Source organism: Streptomyces sp. NPDC091272, assembly GCF_044757485.1.
Taxonomy (GTDB): Bacteria; Actinomycetota; Actinomycetes; order Streptomycetales; family Streptomycetaceae; genus Streptomyces.
Genome location: NZ_JBIVVC010000002.1, coordinates 269633 through 286691 on the forward strand (window position 1 = coordinate 269633; position 17059 = coordinate 286691).

Below are 17059 nucleotides of genomic sequence, written 5' to 3' on the forward strand. Positions count from 1 at the left end.
GCGTTATCCCTTCACCGCGCCGTCGGTCAGACCACTGACCGCCCTGCGCTGGAGGAAGACGAAGAGGATCAGGATCGGAATCGCGAAGAGCGAGGAAGCTGCCATGGTGGCACCCCAGTCGTCGCCGAACTGCGTCTGGAACTGCGACAGCCACAGCGGCAGCGTCTGGAACTCCACCTGCTTGTTGAGGATCAGCACCATGGGGAACTCGTTCCACGCGGTGATGAATCCGAAGAGCGAGGTGGACATCAGGCCCGGGGCCAGCAGCGGCAGGATCACCTTCACGAAGGCCTGGCGGCGGGTGCAGCCGTCGACCATCGCGGACTCCTCCAGCTCCTTGGGCACGGCGGCGACGAAGCCGCGCAGCGTCAGGAGGGTGAAGGGCAGCACCATGACCATGTAGAACACGGTCAGCGGGATCAGGCTGTTGAGCATGTCGGCGTCGCGCACGATGAAGTAGATGGCGATGACCATGACTTCCCAGGGCGCCATCTGCGCCACCATGAAGCCGATGATGAAGCCGCGCCGCCCCTTGAACCGCATCCGGGCGAGCGCGAAGGAGCCGGCCAGGGCGAGGATCAGCGAGAAGACGACCGCGAGGATCGTCACGGTGAGCGAGTTGCGCACCATCGTGGCGAAGTTCTCGGCGTCGATCGCCGTCTTGAAGTGCTCGAAGGTGATGTCCGTCGGGAACCAGACGGGGTCCTCGGAGACGATGTCCGGCGTCTTCTTGAACGCCGTGGCGAACATCCAGTACACCGGGAAGACGAAACCTATGACGAGCAGGACCGCCGTCGCGTTGGGCCAGATGCGGCCGGCCAGAGAGCGCTTCATCGCTCGTCCTCCTCTTGCTTCAGAACGATCCGCAGGTAGTACGCGGTGAGCAGCAGCAGGACCAGGATGGTCAGGACGGAGATCGCCGAGCCCATGCCGAAGTGCTGGTTGCCCATGCCCTCGATGAAGGCGTACACGGGCAGGATCTCGGTCAGCCGGTCGGGGCCGCCGGCGTTGATCGCGTAGACCTGGACGAACGCCTTGAAGACCCAGATGACTTCGAGGAAGGTCGTGGCGAGGAGGAAGGGACGCAGGAACGGCATAGTGACCGAGGTGAAGCTCTTCCAGGCCCCGGCGCCGTCCAGCGAGGCCGCCTCGTACAGCTCCTTGGAGATGGTCGTGGTCGCCGCGTACAGGTTGAGCGCCACGAAGGGCACCGACTGCCAGACGATCAGTACCGTGATCACGAAGAAGGTGGAGAGCTGGCTGCCGGTCCAGTTGTACTCGGCCATCGAGTGGAAGCCGAGGGCGTCCAGCACCCAGTTGACGACACCGAAGCGCTGGGCGAACAGCCACTGGTAGACGGTGGTGGCGGCGACGACGGGCATCGCCCAGGCCAGCACCAGGCCGATCAGCAGGGTGACCCGCATCCGCCTGCCGAGCCGCGCGAGCAGCAGGCCGACCAGGGTGCCGATCACCATGATCAGTACGACGTTGACCGCCGTGAAGGCGAGCGAGCGCGCGGTGACGTTCCAGAAGTCGGCGCTGCCGAGGACCTCGCCGTAGTTGTCGAGGCCGTTCCACTCGGTGAGGTGCTGGATCAGCTGCCTCATGTTGAGGTTCTGGAACGAGATGACGAAGTTCGTGATCAGCGGCCAGCCCAGGAAGACCAGTACGGCGGCCACCGGGGGCAACAGCAGCAGATAAGGGGTCAGGGCGCCGGTTCTGCGCCGCTTTCCCGGCTCGGCCGGTGCTGCGCCGGCCCCCTTCAGAACCTCCGTCGGACCGGAGGGCGGCCGTTCGGTCTGCACGGTCATGCTCGCCATCTCTTCCTGGGCGCTGCGGGAGACAGCTGCGGCACTGCGGAGCCACAGCCGACTGCCGGGCTCCGGCCCCTCCTTCGCGGCGTGCCGCGGAGGGACCGGAACCCGGCAGGAGGGGTTACTGCTTCTGCGCGAGGCGCTTGTTGAGCTCGCCCTCGACCTGCTTCGCGGCCTCGGCGGGGGTCTTTCCGTTCAGGACCGCCGTCAGGTACGACTTGATCGGGTTCGGGTTGTTCTCGACCGCGGCCCACTCCGGGATCAGCGGCGTGGTGCCACCGAACTTGGCGGACGGCGCGGCGGCCTCGGCGACCGGGTTGCCGGCCAGGTTGGAGTTGAGCGACTCCTTGTTCGGGATGACGCCGGACTCCTTGGCGAGCGCGCCCTCGAACTTGTCGGAGAGGGCGAGCTTCAGGAACTCCTTGGCGAGCTCCTGCTTCTTGCTGCCCTCGGCGACGGCGAAGTTGGAGCCACCGAGGAAGACGCCCTCGGGCTTGTCGGCGCTCTCACCCGGAATGGTGAAGTAGCCGATGTCCTTCTCCAGGGCCGGGTTGGCCTTGACGGCCGTGCCGGCCTCCCAGCCCATGCCGATGAAGGCGCCGGTCTTGCCCTTGGCGAAGACGTCGGCCTGCTGCGGGGTGGCCTCGTCCTTGTCCTTGGGGGCCTTGGAGTAGGCCTGGTACTTCTTGTACAGCTCGGCGGCCTCGGCGATCTTCGGGTCGGCCAGGTTGGAGACCCACTTGTCGCCGTCCTTCTTGATCAGCTCCGCACCCTTGCCGATGGTGAGGCCGTCGAAGAAGTACCAGTTCTGGCCGGGCAGGTAGATGGGCTCGGCCTTGCCCTTGGCCTTGATCTTGTCGAGCGCCTTGAAGAAGTCGTCACGGGTCTTGGGGACCTCGGTGACACCGGCCTCCTTGAAGACCGTCTTGTTGTAGACGACGACGCGGTTGGCGAACCACCACGGGGCGGCGTACTGCTTGCCGTCCACCACCGCGGCCTCGTTGAAGTTGTCGGCCCAGTCGGCGCCGATCTCCTTCTTGAGGTCGCTCAGGTCGGCCAGGCCGCCGGTCTTGGCGTACGCGGCGGTCTGGGTGTTGCCGATCTCGAAGACGTCGGGAGGGTTCTCCTCGGAGAGGGCCGTCGTCAGCTTCTGCTGGATGCCCTCCCACTTCTGGACCTCGAACTTGAGCTTGGCGCCGGTCTTCTTCTCGAACGCGGCGGTCAGGTCCTTCGTCCAGTTCGGCGGGGTCGAGCCGTCCATGGCCCAGACGGTGAGGGTCTCGCCCTTGAAGCCGTCGGACCCGGCCTTCTTGTCGCTGTCCTTGGTGTCCGAACCACACGCCGCGACGCTGACCAACATGCCGGCGACGCCAATCGCCGCGATGAGCTTGCGCTTCATTACGCCACTCTCCTCAGGGATGCCTGCAACCCCCGCCCACCGCGAGGCATACGCACGAAGACGGCCTGTGGGACTGGGACCTGGTCTTTAATGGTTTAGACCAGTAGCTGGAGCTTGGCCTAGACCTTTTTGGGTGTCAAGGGTGTGTAAGACCGCTCGTTGCGTCCGTTATCGGACCGACACCTAGGCGCCCGTCAGGGGCGTACGGCCGTTCTCAACAGCCCCTGGGGCCACCGCGTTCACGGGCGACGCGGTGTATAAGAGGGAATCGCGCGGAGCCGAAGCTCCGCACGGCGGACCGTGCCACCATCCATGAGAGCCGCGACAGACGGAGGAGCCGGTGACGGCAGCAGCGCAGGAACCGGGAAGGCCGACCATGACCACCAAGGGTCCCAGCACGGACCACGGCACGAACACGGACCCCGGCACGGGCACCGGAACGACCACGGGCGGCATCGGCAGCACGGGCGGCGGCGCGGGCACGGGTGGCGCCGCGGGCAGCGGCGCGGGCACGGGCAGCGGTACGGCCACGAACGCCGGCAGCGGTACGGGAGCGAGCGTCGGCGCGCATCTCGTCAGCCCCGACAGCAGCCAGCCCGCCACCCCCACCCGCACCGCCCGCGTGCCGAAGTACTACCGCCTCAAGCGGCATCTGCTCGACATGACCGAGACCCTCCCGCCGGGCACCCCCGTCCCCCCGGAACGCACCCTCGCCGCCGAGTTCGACACCTCCCGCACCACCGTCCGCCAGGCCCTCCAGGAACTGGTCGTCGAGGGGCGTCTGGAGCGCATCCAGGGCAAGGGCACCTTCGTCGCCAAGCCGAAGGTCTCGCAGTCCCTGCAACTCACCTCCTACACCGAGGACATGCGGGCCCAGGGCCTCGAACCCACCTCTCAGCTGCTGGACATCGGGTACGTCACCGCGGACGACACCCTCGCCGGGCTCCTCGACATCACCGCAGGCGGGCGCGTCCTGCGCATCGAACGGCTGCGCCTGGCGAGCGGCGAGCCGATGGCGATCGAGACGACCCACCTGTCCGCCAAGCGCTTCCCCGCGCTGCGCCGTTCCCTGGCGAAGTACACCTCCCTCTACACCGCCCTCGCCGAGGTCTACGACGTACGCCTCTCGGAGGCCGAGGAGACCATCGAGACCTCGCTCGCCACCCCGCGCGAGGCCGGACTGCTCGGCACCGACGTCGGGCTGCCGATGCTGATGCTCTCGCGGCACTCCCTCGACAAGGACGGCGAGCCCGTCGAGTGGGTGCGCTCGGTCTACCGCGGCGACCGTTACAAGTTCGTGGCCAGACTTCGGCGCCCTAACGACTGAAAACACCCGGAATGCCGAGTACCGATATGCGGACAGGGGGTTCCGTAGCCCGAGACCGGTGCCCTAGATTTCCTGCGCATCGACGCAGGTCTTTACAGGGGACTTACGAGGTCTCGCGAGGGGACGGAGCCACCGCATGGCTGACGAAGAGAACAGATCGGGGGCGCCGGCGGCGCCCACGGTCACACCCGTGCGCGTGGTCATCGCGCTCTGCCTGATCGCGCCCTTCGTGGCGATGCTGTGGGTGGGTTCGTACGCGAAGGTGGAACCGACCTTCGTCGGCGTGCCCTTCTTCTACTGGTACCAGATGCTGTGGGTGCTGATCTCGACCGCGCTCACGATGGTCGCGTACGTCCTGTGGCAGCGCGACCAGCGCGCCCGTAAGGCCGCCAGGCCCGCGTCCAGGCAGTCAGGTCCGAGCGCGCAGGGTGGTGCGTCCAAGTGAACGACGGCGTGAACGGCGTCGCACTCGCCGTCTTCATCTTCTTCTTCCTGGCCGTCACGGTCATGGGCTTCATGGCCGCGCGCTGGCGCAAGGCCGAGAACGAGCAGAGCCTCGACGAATGGGGCCTGGGCGGACGGTCGTTCGGCACCTGGGTCACCTGGTTCCTGCTCGGCGGCGACCTCTACACGGCCTACACCTTCGTGGCCGTACCGGCAGCCGTCTACGCGGCGGGGGCGGCCGGCTTCTTCGCCGTCCCGTACACGATCCTCGTCTACCCGCTGATCTTCACCTTCCTGCCCCGGCTCTGGTCGGTGTCGCACAAGCACGGCTACGTCACCACCTCGGACTTCGTCCGCGGCCGGTTCGGCTCCAAGGGCCTGTCGCTGGCCGTCGCGGTCACCGGCATCCTCGCCACCATGCCCTACATCGCGCTCCAACTGGTCGGAATCCAGGCCGTCCTGGACGTGATGGGCATCGGCGGCACCGAGTCCACGCACTGGTTCATCAAGGACCTGCCGCTGCTGATCGCGTTCGCGGTGCTCGCCGCGTACACCTACTCCTCGGGCCTGCGCGCGCCCGCACTGATCGCGTTCGTGAAGGACGGACTGATCTACCTGGTCATCGTCGTCGCGATCATCTACATCCCGATCAAGCTCGGTGGCTTCGACGCCATCTTCTCGGCGGCCCAGGAGAAGTTCAGCACCCCGGGCGCGGACGGCAAGCCGACCGGCGCGCTAACCCCGGGCCACACCGGTCAGTGGACCTACGCGACCCTGGCCCTCGGCTCCGCGCTCGCGCTCTTCATGTATCCGCACTCGATCACCGCCACGCTCTCCTCCAAGAGCCGCAACGTGATCCGCCGCAACACCACCATCCTGCCGCTGTACTCGCTGATGCTGGGACTGCTCGCGATACTCGGGTTCATGGCGATCGCCGCCGGGATCAAGGTGAAGAACGGCCAGTTGGCGATCCCGCAGCTGTTCGAGAACATGTTCCCCGACTGGTTCACCGGCGTCGCCTTCGCCGCGATCGGCATCGGCGCACTCGTCCCGGCGGCCATCATGTCGATCGCCGCCGCGAACCTCTTCACCCGCAACATCTACAAGGACTTCATCAAGCCGGACGCGACCCCGGCGCAGGAGACCAAGGTCTCCAAGCTGGTCTCGCTGCTGGTGAAGGTGGGCGCGCTCGTCTTCGTCCTCACCATGGACAAGACGGTCGCGATCAACTTCCAGCTGCTGGGCGGCATCTGGATCCTGCAGACGATGCCCGCACTGGTCGGCGGCCTGTTCACCCGCTGGTTCCACCGCTGGGCGCTGCTGGCCGGCTGGGCCGTCGGCATGGTCTACGGCACGCTGGCCGCCTACGGCGTCGCCTCGCCCACCCAGAAGCACTTCGGCGGCTCCAACGCCGCGATCCCGGGCATCGGCGAGATCGGCTACATCGGCCTCACCGCGTTCCTGCTGAACGTCCTGGTCACCGTGGTGCTCACCTTCGTCCTGCGGGCCCTCAAGGCCCCCGACGGCATCGACGAGACCAGCCCGTCCGACTACACGGCGGACGCGGGCGACCCGGGCGTCAAGGTCGAGCTGCCGCCGGCCACGGCGGGCGCCCCCGGCGGTCACTGACCCGCTCAGGCACAGCGCGTGCGGCCCGGCGCTCCACCCCTCGGAACGGGGTGGGCGCCGGGCCCTCGTCGTTGCACACTCCCCCCATGGACATTGCAATCCGGCCCGCCCGACCCGCCGAACACACCGAGGTGGGCGAACTCACCGCCCGCGCCTACCTGGACGACGGCCTCCTCACCTACGGCGAGGAGGACGACTACCTGCCCGTGCTGCGGGACGCCGCCACCCGCGCCGCCCACGCCGAACTGCTGGTGGCCACCGACCCCGAGGGCACGCTCCTCGGCACCGTCACCTACGCCCCGCAGGGCAGCCCGATGCAGGACATCGCCGGCCCCGGCGAGGCCGAGTTCCGGATGCTCGCGGTCGCCCGCCGGGCCAGGGGCCGCGGCGCAGGCGAGGCGCTCGTCCGCGCCTGCGTCGCCCGTGCGAGGGCGGAGGAGGGCGTCGTACGGGTGGTGATGTCCACCCAGCCGGCCATGCGCGGCGCACATCGGATCTACGAGCGGCTGGGCTTCGTACGCACCCCGGAGCGGGACTGGGACCCGGTGCCTGGACTGACCCTGTTCACCTACGAACGGCCCCTCTGAGCCCCTTCTGAACCGCTTGCGCATATGAAGTCTCGCGACTCGCGACACTAGATGTGGTGGGGTCTTCGTCCAGCACCCACCACATGTATGCTCGTGCTCGCTGTCGCCGCAGGGAAATCCGGTGCGAATCCGGAACTGTCCCGCAACGGTGTGTCATGTGCGCTTTTGCGTACCGCCAAGTCCGAGGACCTGCCGACAGCGCGTCCGGCTCGACCGAACCGGACACCGATACGTCCGGGTCTCGCGGTTGGGCCGGTGGACGCCAGGCGACGCGTGCCCTTTTCCGGGGTGCCGTGCGCTCGCGCGCCCCCTCCGCCGCAGGCCCAGCGCCGAGCGAGGGAGAGCCCCCACGTGACCATCGCGCCAGTCGATCCGGCCGCCCAGGCAGTACAGGGCAACGAAGGAAACCAGGACGCGCCCGGGACCGCGCTCCTGCGCACCCTGACCGACCTGACCGCCGACCTGCCCGACACCGACCCCGGCCGGGTCGCCGCCGCCGCCCTGCGTGGGCGCAACGCCCGTTCGGACGCCGCGGAGCTCAGGTCGCTCGCCACCGAGGCCGCCGCGGGCCTGATCTCCGAGGACCCCGCCTACTCGCGCCTCGCGGCCCGTCTCCTCGCCCGTACGATCCGGGACGAGGCGGCCACCCAGGGCGTGAACTGCTTCTCGGAGTCCGTCTCCGTCGGTCACCGCGAAGGGCTCATCGCGGACCGCACGGCCGACTTCGTCACCCGGCACGCGGCCGCGCTGGACGAGCTGGTCGACCTGGAAGGCGACGACCGCTTCGAGTACTTCGGTCTGCGTACCGTCTACAGCCGCTACCTGCTCCGCCACCCGATCACCCGCCAGGTCGTCGAGACCCCGCAGCACTTCATGCTGCGCGTGGCCTCCGGCCTCGCCGAGGACGACAGCACGCGGGCACTGGCCGAGGTCGCCTCGCTCTACCGGCTGATGAGCCGGCTGGACTACCTCCCGTCCTCGCCGACGCTCTTCAACTCCGGCACCCGCCACCCGCAGATGTCGTCCTGCTACCTCCTCGACTCGCCGATGGACGAGCTGGACTCGATCTACGACCGCTACCACCAGGTCGCCCGCCTCTCCAAGCACGCCGGCGGCATCGGCCTCTCGTACTCCCGCATCCGCGCCCGCGGTTCACTGATCCGCGGCACCAACGGGCACTCCAACGGCATCGTGCCGTTCCTGAAGACCCTGGACGCCTCGGTCGCCGCGGTGAACCAGGGCGGCCGCCGCAAGGGCGCCGCCGCCGTCTACCTGGAGACCTGGCACGCGGACGTCGAGGAGTTCCTGGAGCTGCGCGACAACACCGGCGAGGACGCCCGCCGCACCCACAACCTGAACCTCGCCCACTGGATCCCGGACGAGTTCATGCGCCGCGTCGACCAGGACGGCAGCTGGTCGCTGTTCTCACCCGCCGACGTCCCCGAGTTGGTCGACCTGTGGGGCGGGGAGTTCGACGCCGCGTACCGCAAGGCCGAGGCGGCGGGGCTGGCCAAGAAGTCGATGCCCGCCCGTGAGCTGTACGGCCGCATGATGCGCACCCTCGCGCAGACCGGCAACGGCTGGATCACCTTCAAGGACGCCTCCAACCGGACCGCCAACCAGACGGCGGAGCCGGGCCACACGGTCCACTCCTCCAACCTGTGCACCGAGATCCTCGAAGTGACGAACGACGGCGAGACGGCCGTCTGCAACCTCGGTTCGGTCAACCTGGGTGCCTTCGTCGACACCGAGGCCGGCAGCATCGACTGGGACCGCCTGGACGAGACCGTCCGTACGGCCGTCACCTTCCTCGACCGCGTGGTGGACATCAACTTCTACCCGACCGAGCAGGCCGGGAACTCCAACTCCAGGTGGCGCCCGGTCGGCCTGGGCGCGATGGGCCTCCAGGACGTCTTCTTCCAGCTGAAGCTGCCGTTCGACTCCCCCGAGGCCGCCGCGCTCTCCACGAGGATCGCCGAGCGGATCATGCTGGCCGCGTACGAGGCGTCCTGCGACCTCGCCGAGCGCTCCGGCCCGCTGCCCGCCTGGGAGAAGACCCGCACCGCCCGCGGCGTGCTGCACCCCGACCACTACGGTGTCGAGTTCTCCTGGCCGGAGCGCTGGGAGGCCCTGCGCGCCCGCATCGCCAGGACCGGCATGCGCAACTCGCTCCTGCTCGCCATCGCGCCGACGGCCACCATCGCCTCGATCGCCGGTGTGTACGAGTGCATCGAGCCGCAGGTCTCCAACCTCTTCAAGCGCGAGACCCTCTCCGGCGAGTTCCTCCAGGTCAACTCCTACCTGGTCCGCGACCTGAAGGCGCTCGGCGTCTGGGACGCGCAGACCCGCGAGGCGCTGCGCGAGGCGTCCGGCTCGGTCCAGGGGTTCAACTGGATCCCGGCCGAGGTCCGCGACCTGTACCGCACCGCCTGGGAGATCCCGCAGCGCGGCCTGATCGACATGGCCGCCGCCCGCACCCCGTACCTCGACCAGTCGCAGTCCCTGAACCTCTTCCTGGAAACGCCCACCATCGGCAAGCTCAGCTCGATGTACGCGTACGCCTGGAAGAAGGGGCTGAAGACGACGTACTACCTGCGCTCGCGCCCGGCCACCCGGATCGCGCGCGCCGCCGGCTCGCAGGCTTCCGCCGCGGCCCCGGCCCCCACCGCCACCATCCCCGTGCAGCAGGTGACCGACGCCGAGGCGCTCGCCTGCTCCCTGGAGAACCCCGAGTCCTGCGAGGCCTGCCAGTAATGAGCATCACCGACCCCACCACCGCGCTCCCCGCACAACCGGCCGGGCACAAGGCCGTGAAGAACCTGCTCGACCCGGGCTTCGAGCTCACCCTGCGCCCGATGCGCTACCCGGACTTCTACGAGCGCTACCGGGACGCGATCAAGAACACCTGGACCGTCGAGGAGGTCGACCTCCACTCGGACGTCGCCGACCTGGCGAAGCTGACCCCGGGTGAGCAGCACATGATCGGCCGCCTGGTCGCGTTCTTCGCCACCGGCGACTCGATCGTCTCCAACAACCTCGTGCTCACGCTCTACAAGCACATCAACTCCCCCGAGGCGCGGCTGTACCTCTCGCGCCAGCTGTTCGAGGAAGCCGTCCACGTCCAGTTCTACCTGACGCTGCTCGACACCTACCTGCCCGATCCCGAGGACCGTGCGGCGGCCTTCGACGCGGTCGAGGAGATTCCCTCCATCCGCGAGAAGGCGCAGTTCTGCTTCCGGTGGATGGACTCGGTCGAGAAGATCGACCGCCTGGAGACGAAGGCCGACCGCCGCCGCTTCCTGCTCAACCTGATCTGCTTCGCCGCGTGCATCGAGGGACTGTTCTTCTACGGCGCGTTCGCGTACGTGTACTGGTTCCGCTCCCGGGGCCTGCTGCACGGTCTCGCGACGGGGACGAACTGGGTCTTCCGGGACGAGACCATGCACATGAACTTCGCGTTCGAGGTCGTGGACACGGTCCGCAAGGAGGAGCCCGAGCTCTTCGACGACGAGCTCCAGCAGCAGGTCACCGACATGCTCAAGGAGGCGGTCGCCGCCGAGCTCCAGTTCGGCCGTGACCTGTGCGGCGAGGGCCTGCCCGGCATGAACACCGAGTCCATGCGCGAGTACCTGGAGTGCGTCGCCGACCAGCGCCTGGAGCGCCTGGGCTTCCCGAAGGTCTACGGGTCCTCCAACCCGTTCTCCTTCATGGAGCTCCAGGGCGTCCAGGAGCTGACGAACTTCTTCGAGCGCCGCCCCTCCGCGTACCAGGTGGCCGTCGAGGGCACCGTCGGTTTCGACGACGACTTCTAGGCCGCGCGGCCGTAGCCGTCCTTCGGGTGGGCCGGGATTCCTTCGGGGGTCCCGGCCCGTCCTGCGTCCGCACGCTCCGCGTCCCGCAGCTGGCGGTCGATCCGCAGGTCCCTGGCATGCCCGACCAGGGAGGGAAGGGCGAGCAGGAGGAAGACGAAGGCGACGGCGAGCAGGTCCAGGAAGGTGCTGGTGGCTGTGTTCATGGCTCTACTCTCGTCCGGCGCGAGCATGTTGATGAGTGGCAGGACTGTCACCGTTCGTCGAATTACTGCCACACTGCTCCCATGCTGAAAAACGTGGCCGTGGCGCTTGTCGACGGGGCGAATCCCTTCGAACTCGGCGTGCTGTGCGAGGTGTTCGGGATCGACCGGAGCGAACAGGGTCTGCCGGTCTACGACTTCGCGGTCTGCGCCGCCGAGTCGGGGCCGCTGTCCACCCGTTCGGGGGCCTTCACCCTCAACGTTCCGCACGGTCTGGAGCGGCTGGAGGAGGCGGACCTGATCTGTGTGCCCGCCGACCAGCACTGCGAGTCCAGGACCTACCCCGAGCCGCTGCTCGACGCACTGCGGCGCGGGGTGGCACGTGGGGCGCGGGTGCTGAGCGTCTGCTCGGGGGCCTTCGTCCTCGGCGCCGCCGGGCTCCTCGACGGCCGCCGCTGCACCACCCACTGGCGGCACGTCGACGAGCTGGCCCGCCGCTTTCCGCTGGCCCGCCTCGAACCCGATGTGCTGTACGTCGACGAGGGCCCGGTCATCACATCGGCCGGCACCGCGGCCGGTATCGACGCGTGTCTGCACCTCGTGCGCCAGGAGGACGGCCCCGAGGTCGCGAACACCATCGCGCGGCGCATGGTGGTGCCGCCGCACCGGGACGGCGGTCAGGCGCAGTACATCGAGCGCCCGCTCACGCACGTCCGCTGCGACACCGTCGGCGAGGTGCTGGTCTGGATGGAGCGCCACCTGGAACTCGACCTGACCGTCGAGCAGTTGGCCGAGCGTGCGCACATGTCACCGCGCACCTTCGCCCGGCGGTTCCAGCAGGAGACCGGGACGACCCCGTACCGCTGGGTGCTGCGTCAACGCGTGTTGCTGGCACAGCAGTTGCTGGAGGCGACGGACGAGACGATCGACGCGGTCGCGGGCCGGTCCGGGTTCGGTACGGCGGCGGGACTGCGGCACCACTTCCTGCGTACGCTCGGCACGACCCCGCACGCGTACCGCCGGACCTTCCGGGGCCCGGCGCGCGCGGCGTGACCGGCCTTGCGTACCCGGGTCAGTCGTTGGGCACGGTCTCGTAGCGGGCCGTGCCCTCCGCCATCTGCTTGAGCGCGTCCTTGCGCTCGCGCTTGGAGAGGCGGTCGATGTAGAGGCGGCCGTAGAGGTGGTCCGTCTCGTGCTGGAGGCAGCGGGCGAAGTAGCCGGTGCCCTCGATGGCGACCGGGTTGCCCTCGGCGTCCTGGCCGCGGACGACCGCGTAGTCGGGGCGGGCCAGCTCGGCGTAGGCGGTGGGGACGGAGAGGCAGCCCTCGTTCGAGTCGTCGAGGACCCGGCGCTCGGCGGGCAGCTCGTCGAGGACCGGGTTGCAGATCAGCCCGGTGTGGCGGACGCCGTCGTCGTCCGGGCAGTCGTACACGAAGACCTTGAGGTCGACGCCGATCTGGTTGGCGGCCAGGCCCACGCCCTCGGCGGCCTTCTGGCTGGCGAACATGTCGTCGATCAGCGCGGCCAGCTTGTCGTCGAACTCGGTGACGTCCTGGCACTCCCGGTGCAGGACCGGGTTGCCGACCACCGTGATCGGACGGGCGGTGCCGCGCTCGCGGTACGCCAGCTCGCGCGCCTCGCAGTCCTCCGTGTCCACGACGAACTCGCTCTTTTCCTGCTCGTCGACCTGCTGCTGCTGCGCCATGTCCGCCGTAAGCCTTCCTCAAAACCCGAATCGGTGCCCGTACAGCGTACGTGCCGCGGCCGGCCGGCCCTCGCGGGTTTGCGCGAACCGCTGCCGCGGAGGCCGGGCGGGAGTCAGCAGACCTCTTCGAGGTCGCGCCATTCCCGGCTGTCCGGGCTGTCGGCGACCCAGCCGTCGAGCAGACCGCGCACCAGTCCTGGCGGCGCGGCGAGACCGCACTCACGCTCGGGGACCCACAGCTCGCCGTTGGTCCGGTGGCCCAGGGGCCCGGGGTGGCCGGGCTCGCTGTGGTCGTGCGGGTCCAGGTGCTGTTCGCCGTCGCCCTCGTCGGACGGCATCCGCGACTCCGAACAGGTCCGGCACAGCAGCCGTACCGACGAGGACCAGTCCTCGGCGGCGAACCCGGCGTCGGCGGCCAGCCGCTCCAGGGCGTCCCGGTCGGCCTCGGTGGCCGCCTCCAGGAGGACCACCCAGGTCGGGATCGGGGACGGCGCCCACAGCTCGATCTCGTCGAAGACGGGGAAGGAGGGGCCCGCGGCCGTCACCCGCTCCCCGTGCGGCACGCCGTCGTGCAGGACGACCTCGCCCCAGCGGCGGCCCGAGGACGGCAGCGGGATCGACAGCACCTCGATGCGCGCGGGGTCCAGCCTGCGCCCCCACACCACCTCGGCCTCGCCCTCGGGCGACAGCCGTACGGCGGCGCTGCCCAGCTCCATCCCGAGCGGCTCGCCGTTCTCGGTGGGGCCGCCGGGCACCTTCAGTCCGTACGCCTGCCAGGCCCGGCGTGCGAGCGGCCAGTCCTGGAGCGCGGTGGCGGCGATCCCGACGTTCCACCAGTCGGGGGCGCCGGCCTCGCGGTCGAGCAGTGCGACGGCCCGCAGTCCCGCGGCCCTCGCCTGGTCCCAGTCGTGCCGGAACTTGTGCAGCAGCGCCAGATTGAACCAGGACTCCGAGAGCCAGGGTTCGAGATCCGCCGCGCGTGTCAGCAGCGCCCCCGCGTCCTCGTACCGACCGTCGCCGATCAGCGTGAACGCGCGGTCGGTGGCCTGCCGCCACGAGGCGGAGGGCCGATGCCGTACCTTCCCGAAGATCCTCACGATTCCCGCCTGCCGGTTGGCTCCCTGCCCCTGGCTTCCGCACTCTCCAGAGGCTCTCTTCGCATCCAACCATGCCCGGTCGGAGGCCCGCTCATTACCCACTGGTTACCCAGGTGGGGGCAGGGCGACTCCGTGCCCGAGACCCCTCCGCCGAAGGACCCGGGCCAGGGATTCCACGACCTCGCTCTGGTAGTCGCACCCGGTACCCAGTCGCAGCTGCTCCAGCGCACTCAGCGGGCCGCCCGGCCCCCCTCCGCATTCCCCCGCGAAATCGTCGTACGCATTGACGGTGCGGACGATACGGGCGGTGAGTGACTGCTCACGGTACGGATCCGCCTGGTGCTCGACGACGAGGGCCACCTCGGCAGGCACCCCGGTCTGGCGGACCACCGCCCCGCCGAGCAGGGCGATGCGGCGCTGCTCCGCTGCGGGCAGCGAGGCGGTGGCGCCGGCCGGCACGGGGTCGACGAGCGACAGCTGCCCGATGTCATGCATCAGGGCCGCGTACTCCAGGAGCACCAGGTCCTCCGCGTCCAGCCCCAGCTCCCGCCCCACGGCCGAGGCGAGAGCCGCGACCCTGCGGGCGTGGCCCGGCCTGGTGTACCCGGCGATCTCGGTCGACCTGGCGAGGGAGGCGATGGTCTGTCGGTAGGTCTCCCTGACCTCGCCGTACCGCCGGAACGACAGCTGGGTCAGCAGCAGCGGCACGCAGAACACCGGCAGCGCCCACAGACCCACCACGGCCACCGCCAGTGCCAGCACCACCCCGCTCGCGCACACCGCGGACCCGATGCCGCGCAGGGCGCGCAGCTCGTCCCGGAGCAGCGGGGCGTACGGGTAACCGGTGCGGGCCCGCACGAGCGCGGCGCCGAGCACCGCCTCGCACAGCCCGGTGAGCACCAGCAGCACCACCAGGAACAGGGCGAACCAAGGACCCTGCCCGACCCAGCGCTCCACGGCGCCGGAGTGGTACAGCGGCTGGAAGCACACGGCCGCGAAGGCCACGGTGAGCACCCGCCGGGCCGACCGGTCCAGCCCCGGTCCCCGCCCTCTCGCGAGGTGCGGCACGGCACCGGCGGCGAACGCCCCGACGGTCACCAGCACCACCTGGGACACACCGTGGCCGGTGGGCGTGGAGCCGCAGTGCCCGAGCAGCGCGTAGGCGAGCGCGCCCGCGGTGCCCAGGGGTGCGGGTCCCTCGCCGTGCCTGGCCAGCTCACCCACGCACATCAGCCCCCAGAAGGCGAGCGCGATCCCGGGCTGCTCGACACCGTGGCGCACGGTCTGCACCAGAGCGTCCAGCACCAGCAGCAGCGCGCCTCCCCGCACCGCCCGTACCACCACGGCCCCCCGGCGGATGCGGGCCGGCCTCACGAGCGCCAACCCCGCCACCCCGCACGGGACGGCACGTTTCCGCGCTGTTCCACCAAGGAGGGCACGTCGATGTGAGGACGGGCCGGTGGCGGCCCGTCCTGCTCCGCCGGCGCGCCGCTGTGTGCCCCCGTGTGTGCCGGGGTCCGCCCGGGTTCGGCGGCTCGCTCCCCGGGCGGATCCTCGTCCGCCGTCACCGCCGGGTGCCACCCCTCCTTGGCCAGCCCCGCCACCAGGGCCGCCACCATCCGCGCGTCGAACTGGGCACCCGCGCACCTCCGCAGTTCCGCCACCGCCTGCTCCACCGGCCGTGCCCGCCGGTAGGAACGGGTCGACGTCATCGCGTCGAAGGCGTCCGCGACCGCCACCACCCGGGCGAACTCCGGGATGCCTTCGCCGGTCAGCCCGTACGGATAGCCGCTGCCGTCCATCCGCTCGTGGTGGTGCAGGATCGCCGCCCGTGCCTCGCCCAGGAAGCCGATGCCCCGCACCATTTCCTCCCCGTACTCCGGGTGGAGTTCGATGACGCGCCGTTCCTCCGGCGTCAGCGGCCCTTCCTTGCGCAGCAGCCGGGTCGGCACGCCGAGTTTCCCCACGTCGTGCAGGATCCCGGCGAACCGCAGCACCTCCCTGCGCCCCTCGTCCATCCCCAGCTCGGCGGCCATCATGGCCGAGGCCCGGCCCACCCGCTCGCTGTGTCCGCGGGTGTAGCGGTCCTTGAGGTCGACCGCCTGCACCAGCGCCCTGACGGTCGTCTGGTGTGCGTCTCGTTCGCGCTGGTAACGGGCGAAGACCCAGCACGAGAGGTACATCGGCAGCAGGACGAAGAGCGCGGCGACCGGCCCGTACGGGCTGCGCCACAGAACGGCCATCATCAGTCCGGCGAGGCCGTGCACGCAGTGCGGCGCCAGCGACCGCAGAAAGAGCCCCCGCCACGCGGCGCGCACCGGCAGCCGCTCGGCCGCGACGAGGATGCCGCCGTCGAGCACGGTCAGCACGACGCAGAAGCCGAGGATCGCGACCCCCGCGGGCAGCAGCGCGTACGGGAAGTCCCCCGCGGTGCCGTGCCCCGGCCCGGCGCCGGACCGCCCGTCCAACGCCGTGCGGAGGTACGAGGCGACCCAGACGGCGATCGCCAGTTCCGCGGCCCGCCACACCCGCCGCACGGCTCGGGGGCGCCGTGCCACCCGCCCCAGCAGTGCGCCAGGCACGGCGACGAGGGCGGCGGCGGAGGGCGGCAGCAGGAAGACGGCGGCGAGCGGAACGGGAAAGAAGGCCCCGGGCCCCGCGGAGACCTTGGCCCCGACCAGGGGACAGCCGGGCAGCAGCTCGCACACCGCGTACAGGACGGCCAGCAGGGCGACGGCGTCCCAGGGCGCGTGCCGGAGGTCGGCGAGGACGCAGAGTCCCGCGAGAAGCACCGCGCACAGAACGCAGGTCCGCCCTCCCGCCGGTAAGGCTCGCACCGCTCCCCCGCAACCCTCGGCTCCGCCGCCAGATCGTGCGCCACCCTAGCCACCGGGGCGCCGGGAAAAGCACGGAGGCCGCCGGTTCCCTCCATCGAGTGACGATGAACGAGGAACCGACGGCCTTACGCGGTGCGTTGCTCCGGCACCGGCCCGGCGCGAGCCCGGTACGGACACGAGCGCGCGACCGCGGGGCGACGCGGAGGTG

Annotated in this window: 15 protein-coding genes and 1 riboswitch; of the genes, 7 read left to right on the plus strand and 8 right to left on the minus strand. The window is 70.0% G+C overall.

What is annotated here, in order from left to right:
* Positions 1 to 3: 3 nt before the first annotated feature.
* From ACIQM4_RS06015 to ACIQM4_RS06025, 3 genes are all read right to left on the minus strand, one after another.
* A complete protein-coding gene (locus tag ACIQM4_RS06015) occupies positions 4 to 834 on the minus strand; it encodes a carbohydrate ABC transporter permease (RefSeq protein ID WP_401586662.1) in 831 nt (276 codons plus the stop codon).
* The gene (locus ACIQM4_RS06020; protein ID WP_401586665.1) at positions 831 to 1811 is read right to left on the minus strand and encodes a carbohydrate ABC transporter permease; all 981 of its coding nucleotides are present in this window, start codon (positions 1809 to 1811) and stop codon (positions 831 to 833) included. Before ACIQM4_RS06020 ends, ACIQM4_RS06015 begins: the two co-directional genes overlap by 4 nt.
* Before the next feature lie 124 nt (positions 1812 to 1935).
* Positions 1936 to 3213, minus strand: a complete 1278-nt coding sequence (locus tag ACIQM4_RS06025) for an extracellular solute-binding protein (protein WP_401586668.1) — start codon at positions 3211 to 3213, stop codon at positions 1936 to 1938.
* A 454-nt stretch (positions 3214 to 3667) separates the two neighbouring features.
* Here ACIQM4_RS06025 and ACIQM4_RS06030 point away from each other — a divergent pair, with 454 nt between their 5' ends.
* The 6 genes from ACIQM4_RS06030 to ACIQM4_RS06055 all read left to right on the plus strand — a co-directional run bounded on the left by ACIQM4_RS06030 (position 3668) and on the right by ACIQM4_RS06055 (position 11012).
* Positions 3668 to 4540, plus strand: coding sequence for a GntR family transcriptional regulator (locus ACIQM4_RS06030; RefSeq protein WP_401588120.1), 873 nt, complete (start codon positions 3668 to 3670; stop codon positions 4538 to 4540).
* A gap of 136 nt (positions 4541 to 4676) precedes the next feature.
* Positions 4677 to 4985, plus strand: a complete 309-nt coding sequence (locus ACIQM4_RS06035) for a DUF3311 domain-containing protein (RefSeq protein WP_401586671.1) — start codon at positions 4677 to 4679, stop codon at positions 4983 to 4985.
* Positions 4982 to 6613 (plus strand): monocarboxylate uptake permease MctP, encoded by a 1632-nt coding sequence (mctP, locus tag ACIQM4_RS06040; protein ID WP_401586673.1) that lies wholly within the window; start codon positions 4982 to 4984, stop codon positions 6611 to 6613. The genes ACIQM4_RS06035 and mctP overlap by 4 nt, the downstream gene beginning before the upstream one ends.
* Before the next feature lie 86 nt (positions 6614 to 6699).
* Positions 6700 to 7200, plus strand: coding sequence for a GNAT family N-acetyltransferase (locus ACIQM4_RS06045; RefSeq protein WP_401586676.1), 501 nt, complete (start codon positions 6700 to 6702; stop codon positions 7198 to 7200).
* 74 nt (positions 7201 to 7274) lie between these two features.
* A riboswitch (cobalamin riboswitch) is annotated at positions 7275 to 7412 on the plus strand.
* A 139-nt stretch (positions 7413 to 7551) separates the two neighbouring features.
* A complete protein-coding gene (locus tag ACIQM4_RS06050; protein WP_401586679.1) occupies positions 7552 to 9954 on the plus strand; it encodes a ribonucleoside-diphosphate reductase subunit alpha in 2403 nt (800 codons plus the stop codon).
* The gene (locus ACIQM4_RS06055) at positions 9954 to 11012 is read left to right on the plus strand and encodes a ribonucleotide-diphosphate reductase subunit beta (protein WP_401586681.1); all 1059 of its coding nucleotides are present in this window, start codon (positions 9954 to 9956) and stop codon (positions 11010 to 11012) included. The genes ACIQM4_RS06050 and ACIQM4_RS06055 overlap by 1 nt, the downstream gene beginning before the upstream one ends.
* On the opposite strand, the gene ACIQM4_RS06060 is transcribed toward ACIQM4_RS06055, so the two are convergent.
* Positions 11009 to 11215, minus strand: coding sequence for a hypothetical protein (locus ACIQM4_RS06060; protein WP_401586683.1), 207 nt, complete (start codon positions 11213 to 11215; stop codon positions 11009 to 11011). The two genes, ACIQM4_RS06055 and ACIQM4_RS06060, sit on opposite strands and share 4 nt — an antisense overlap.
* Before the next feature lie 81 nt (positions 11216 to 11296).
* Here ACIQM4_RS06060 and ACIQM4_RS06065 point away from each other — a divergent pair, with 81 nt between their 5' ends.
* Positions 11297 to 12265: a helix-turn-helix domain-containing protein gene (locus tag ACIQM4_RS06065; protein ID WP_401586685.1), complete on the plus strand. Its 969-nt coding sequence runs from the start codon at positions 11297 to 11299 to the stop codon at positions 12263 to 12265.
* A gap of 19 nt (positions 12266 to 12284) precedes the next feature.
* Here the strand turns inward: ACIQM4_RS06065 and def are convergent, their stop codons facing one another.
* From def to ACIQM4_RS06085, 4 genes are all read right to left on the minus strand, one after another.
* Entirely contained in the window at positions 12285 to 12917 is a 633-nt protein-coding gene (gene def, locus ACIQM4_RS06070) for a peptide deformylase (RefSeq protein WP_401586688.1), read from the minus strand.
* A 113-nt stretch (positions 12918 to 13030) separates the two neighbouring features.
* Positions 13031 to 14014, minus strand: a complete 984-nt coding sequence (locus ACIQM4_RS06075; protein ID WP_401586691.1) for a tetratricopeptide repeat protein — start codon at positions 14012 to 14014, stop codon at positions 13031 to 13033.
* A gap of 105 nt (positions 14015 to 14119) precedes the next feature.
* Positions 14120 to 15388 (minus strand): HD-GYP domain-containing protein, encoded by a 1269-nt coding sequence (locus ACIQM4_RS06080; protein ID WP_401588122.1) that lies wholly within the window; start codon positions 15386 to 15388, stop codon positions 14120 to 14122.
* A complete protein-coding gene (locus ACIQM4_RS06085) occupies positions 15385 to 16851 on the minus strand; it encodes an HD-GYP domain-containing protein (protein WP_401586694.1) in 1467 nt (488 codons plus the stop codon). The genes ACIQM4_RS06080 and ACIQM4_RS06085 overlap by 4 nt, the downstream gene beginning before the upstream one ends.
* Between the last annotated feature and the right edge of the window lie 208 nt (positions 16852 to 17059).